General features: G+C 45.7%; 4 protein-coding genes and 1 pseudogene. 2 read left to right on the top strand and 3 right to left on the bottom strand.

Annotation, left to right across the window (positions count from 1 at the left end; translation table 11 throughout):
* A partial coding sequence (locus tag IQ242_RS20990; protein WP_193961282.1) for a transglycosylase domain-containing protein occupies positions 1-1,010 on the bottom strand: 1,010 nt, incomplete at its 3' end.
* A 149-nt stretch (positions 1,011-1,159) separates the two neighbouring features.
* Positions 1,160-1,645, bottom strand: coding sequence for a pentapeptide repeat-containing protein (locus IQ242_RS20985; RefSeq protein WP_193961281.1), 486 nt, complete (start codon positions 1,643-1,645; stop codon positions 1,160-1,162).
* A 215-nt stretch (positions 1,646-1,860) separates the two neighbouring features.
* On the opposite strand from IQ242_RS20985, the gene IQ242_RS20980 reads away from it, so the two are divergent.
* Positions 1,861-2,625 carry a YebC/PmpR family DNA-binding transcriptional regulator gene (locus IQ242_RS20980; protein WP_193961280.1) on the top strand — a complete coding sequence of 255 codons (765 nt, stop codon included), beginning with the start codon at positions 1,861-1,863 and terminating at the stop codon, positions 2,623-2,625.
* Between the two features lie 38 nt (positions 2,626-2,663).
* On the opposite strand, the pseudogene IQ242_RS26430 reads toward IQ242_RS20980, so the two are convergent.
* Positions 2,664-2,837, bottom strand: a pseudogene (locus IQ242_RS26430) (ribonucleoside-triphosphate reductase); the annotation flags it as partial.
* A gap of 69 nt (positions 2,838-2,906) precedes the next feature.
* On the opposite strand from IQ242_RS26430, the gene IQ242_RS20975 reads away from it, so the two are divergent.
* On the top strand, positions 2,907-3,069 hold a 163-nt coding region (locus IQ242_RS20975), incomplete at its 3' end, for a helix-turn-helix domain-containing protein (protein ID WP_193961279.1).

The raw sequence follows: 3,069 nt of genomic DNA, 5'->3' as shown, positions 1-3,069 counted from the left end.
CTATTATAGGCCCTTTGAATGGTGGACTCGGCCATGTTTTGAAAGTCGAGATCGATCGTGGTTTGAATCCGCATTCCCCCTTTAGTTAGGGTTTCCTTGCCAAATTTTTGCCGCAATTCTGCCACCACTGCATCGGTAACGTAGGGTAATTTACTTTCTTGCCAAGCGGTGGGTTTACCCAGTTTCAGAGGTTCCTTTAAAGCGGCCTCTTCCTGTGCGGGGGTAATCCAACCTAAAGTACGCATCCGACTGAGAACCAGTGCCTGTCTTTCCTTGGCGGTTTTATAATTATTAAAAGGACTATAAACTTCCGGCGCTTGGATTATTCCCGCCATCATCGCCGATTCTGATAAATTTAACTCGGAGGCGGGTTTATTAAAATAACTTTTAGCGGCGGTTTGCACTCCGTAATTATTATGACCCCAATAGATATTATTAAGGTACATTTCCAGAATGTCATTTTTGCTAAAAACCTGTTCCACTCGTACTGCCAGGACTGCCTCGGCTAATTTACGGCTAACAGTACGCTGATGGGAAAGAAAGATATTTTTGACTAACTGCATGGTGAGGGTAGATGCACCTTCTACCACACCGCCACTTTTCCAGTTAGCCACTACTGCCCGGCCGATACTATTAGGATTAATACCACGATGGTGATAAAAATGGCTATCTTCGATCGCCATCACGGCGCGTTTTAGATTGGGAGAAATTTGATCGAGTTCCACCACTTCCCGATTCGCTTCCCCGTGTAAGCTGGTCAGGGGTCTGCCTTTAACATCGTAGATATAACTGGTTTCCGTGGGAACGTAACCGCGTAAAATCCTCACATCGGGTAGATTGCGGTAACTAATCGCTAATCCTACCACAGCCCCCGTCACCACGGCCGTGGATACCATCAACAGGCCCAGAGCGGTTCCCCCTGCAACTCTAGAGACTCCCTGAAGAAAGCTATCGGGGGAACTACTGGACTGCTGCTCTTTGTCTTGATTGCCGAGGGTACTGGTGGACACGATGGTTACAATTTCCTTTTTCCAAGAGGGGACTGATCGATCGAACTGACTTGAAAGTCTATTCTAAAGGTTTTGTTAAAAAATCGAATACTAGCTTACAGCAATTATGGCCGATCTGGCTCTAGATTCGATCGGTCTTGACAGCGCGATTAGGGACAAAATAGGGTATCGCGGGTATTTCTGCCAGTTACTGGGTTAGTTCCCGTGGCTCTCTCACAAAGATATTTTTCCACATCGGAGCGAATAATTGCATCGGTAAAATCGGCCCCGTCGATAATTGCACCTTTGATTAAAATGTTAGTGGCAAAAGCTCCTTCGAGAACCGCATTGGTAAAGTTGGCTTTGGTTAAACGGGCCGATTCTAAATCCACATTTCTCATATTGGCATCGCTAAAGTCGGCCCCCTCCAAGTTGGCCGAAAAAAAGCGCACTCCTTCTAGATTGGCATGACTGAAGTTACTACCGCGCAGATTAGAATGATCGAAGGTGGAATCGCGCAAATCCTGCCCTGCAAAGTCATTATTGGTCAAATTGCGGTTATTATAACTTAGCGCTTGGGCCGGAGCCAAGCAAAATAATAATACTAATATACTAGCAAACAAGGTTAGTAGAGTTTTGCGAGAAAATTGCGCCATATTGCCCCCTGATTGATCAACCTTTTCTATAATAAGCTGTACTGCATTTAAACCGCCTATCGGGAATTTTAGTACAAATGCTCGGACTAGCCGCCCCCCCTATAGTTTCTCAACAGGATTTATTATCATTACCCGGCACTCGTTGACAATTATCCCCCGATTTACCAAGAGCGATCGATCTGCTAGATTTTTGATGTTGGATATCTTAGATAGATATGGCTGGTCATAGTAAATGGGCAAATATTAAACGACAAAAAGCCCGGGTTGACGCCAAAAAAGGGCAAACTTTCACCCAGTTATCCCGGGCCCTTATCGTGGCTACCCGTAACGGTGTTCCCGATCCGGCGGGCAATTTTCAGCTACGCACGGCGATCGAAAAAGCCAAGGCGGCCGGTATTCCTAATGACAATATCGAAAGAGCGATCGCTAAAGGGGCGGGAACTTGGGAAAATGACTCAGCTTTTGAGGAAATTCGCTACGAGGGTTATGGTCCCGGGGGTGTGGCGATCCTGATCGAAGCACTGACCGATAATCGCAATCGCACGGCCGCAGATCTGCGGGCGGCTTTTAGCAAAAATGGCGGTAATTTAGGTGAAACGGGCTGTGTGGGCTGGATGTTTGACCATAAGGGGGTAATTCGCCTTGAGGGAACTATTGATGAGGATAGGCTTTTAGAAGCTTCCCTAGAGGGCCAGGCCCAATCCTACGAGTTTTTTGACAGCGAGGAGGAAGGTCAAGGAGCAGAAGTGTTTACTGAGGTGTCTAACCTGGAGAGATTGAATAAGGTTCTGCAAGCAGCGGGATTTAAGGTCAAAGAAGCAGAATTACGCTGGATTCCCACTAATACCCTAGAAGTGAGCGATCGAGAGCAGGCCCGTTTTTTATTGAAGTTAATCGACACCCTAGAATCCCTCGATGATGTGCAATCGGTGACGGCTAATTTTGATTTAGTCGAGGAATTGATGTTAGGGTATCTGTGATCCTAAATTCCTAGACTGCTCACTGATTCTGGGCCTGATCAAGAGATAATCTGTCCCCAAAATCCCGTAAAAATTCGGGTTCCGTCTTTGAGAATATGAATTTCTACTTGATCCGATGCCCAATTAATCTGATCTTCCAGAGCGGGATTGAGGAGGTGAATCCGTTGATTGCTAGAAGAAACCTGAGAATCGGGGGAATGAATAGCGAGGGTTAAATACAGAAGCCAAAAACCTAACTAATATTAGCCAAAATTACTCATGACTTGTGCTATAATCGTTCTATGAGTAAGTTAACCATATCGGAAGCCGCTAAATTGAAAGGTGTAAGCGTATCGACGTTAAGGCGTTGGGAGTCTGAAGGTAAACTAATTCCAGAACGGACTGCTAATGGGCATCGTCGTTATACAATTTCTCAGTTGCTTGGAGTAAAAGAGAATCTTTCCT

This window comes from Microcystis sp. LEGE 08355 (assembly GCF_015207185.1).
Lineage (GTDB): Bacteria > Cyanobacteriota > Cyanobacteriia > Cyanobacteriales > Microcystaceae > Microcystis > Microcystis panniformis.
Note: the sequence above shows the minus strand (reverse complement) of the source record. Positions and strands in the feature narration are given on the sequence as shown.

What these genes read in the sequence shown, in the direction of transcription:
- IQ242_RS20985 (WP_193961281.1), bottom strand. Translation starts at nt 1,645, where the DNA reads ATGGCGCAATTTTCTCGCAAAACTCTACTAACCTTGTTTGCTAGTATA.
- IQ242_RS20980 (WP_193961280.1), top strand. Translation starts at nt 1,861, where the DNA reads ATGGCTGGTCATAGTAAATGGGCAAATATTAAACGACAAAAAGCCCGG.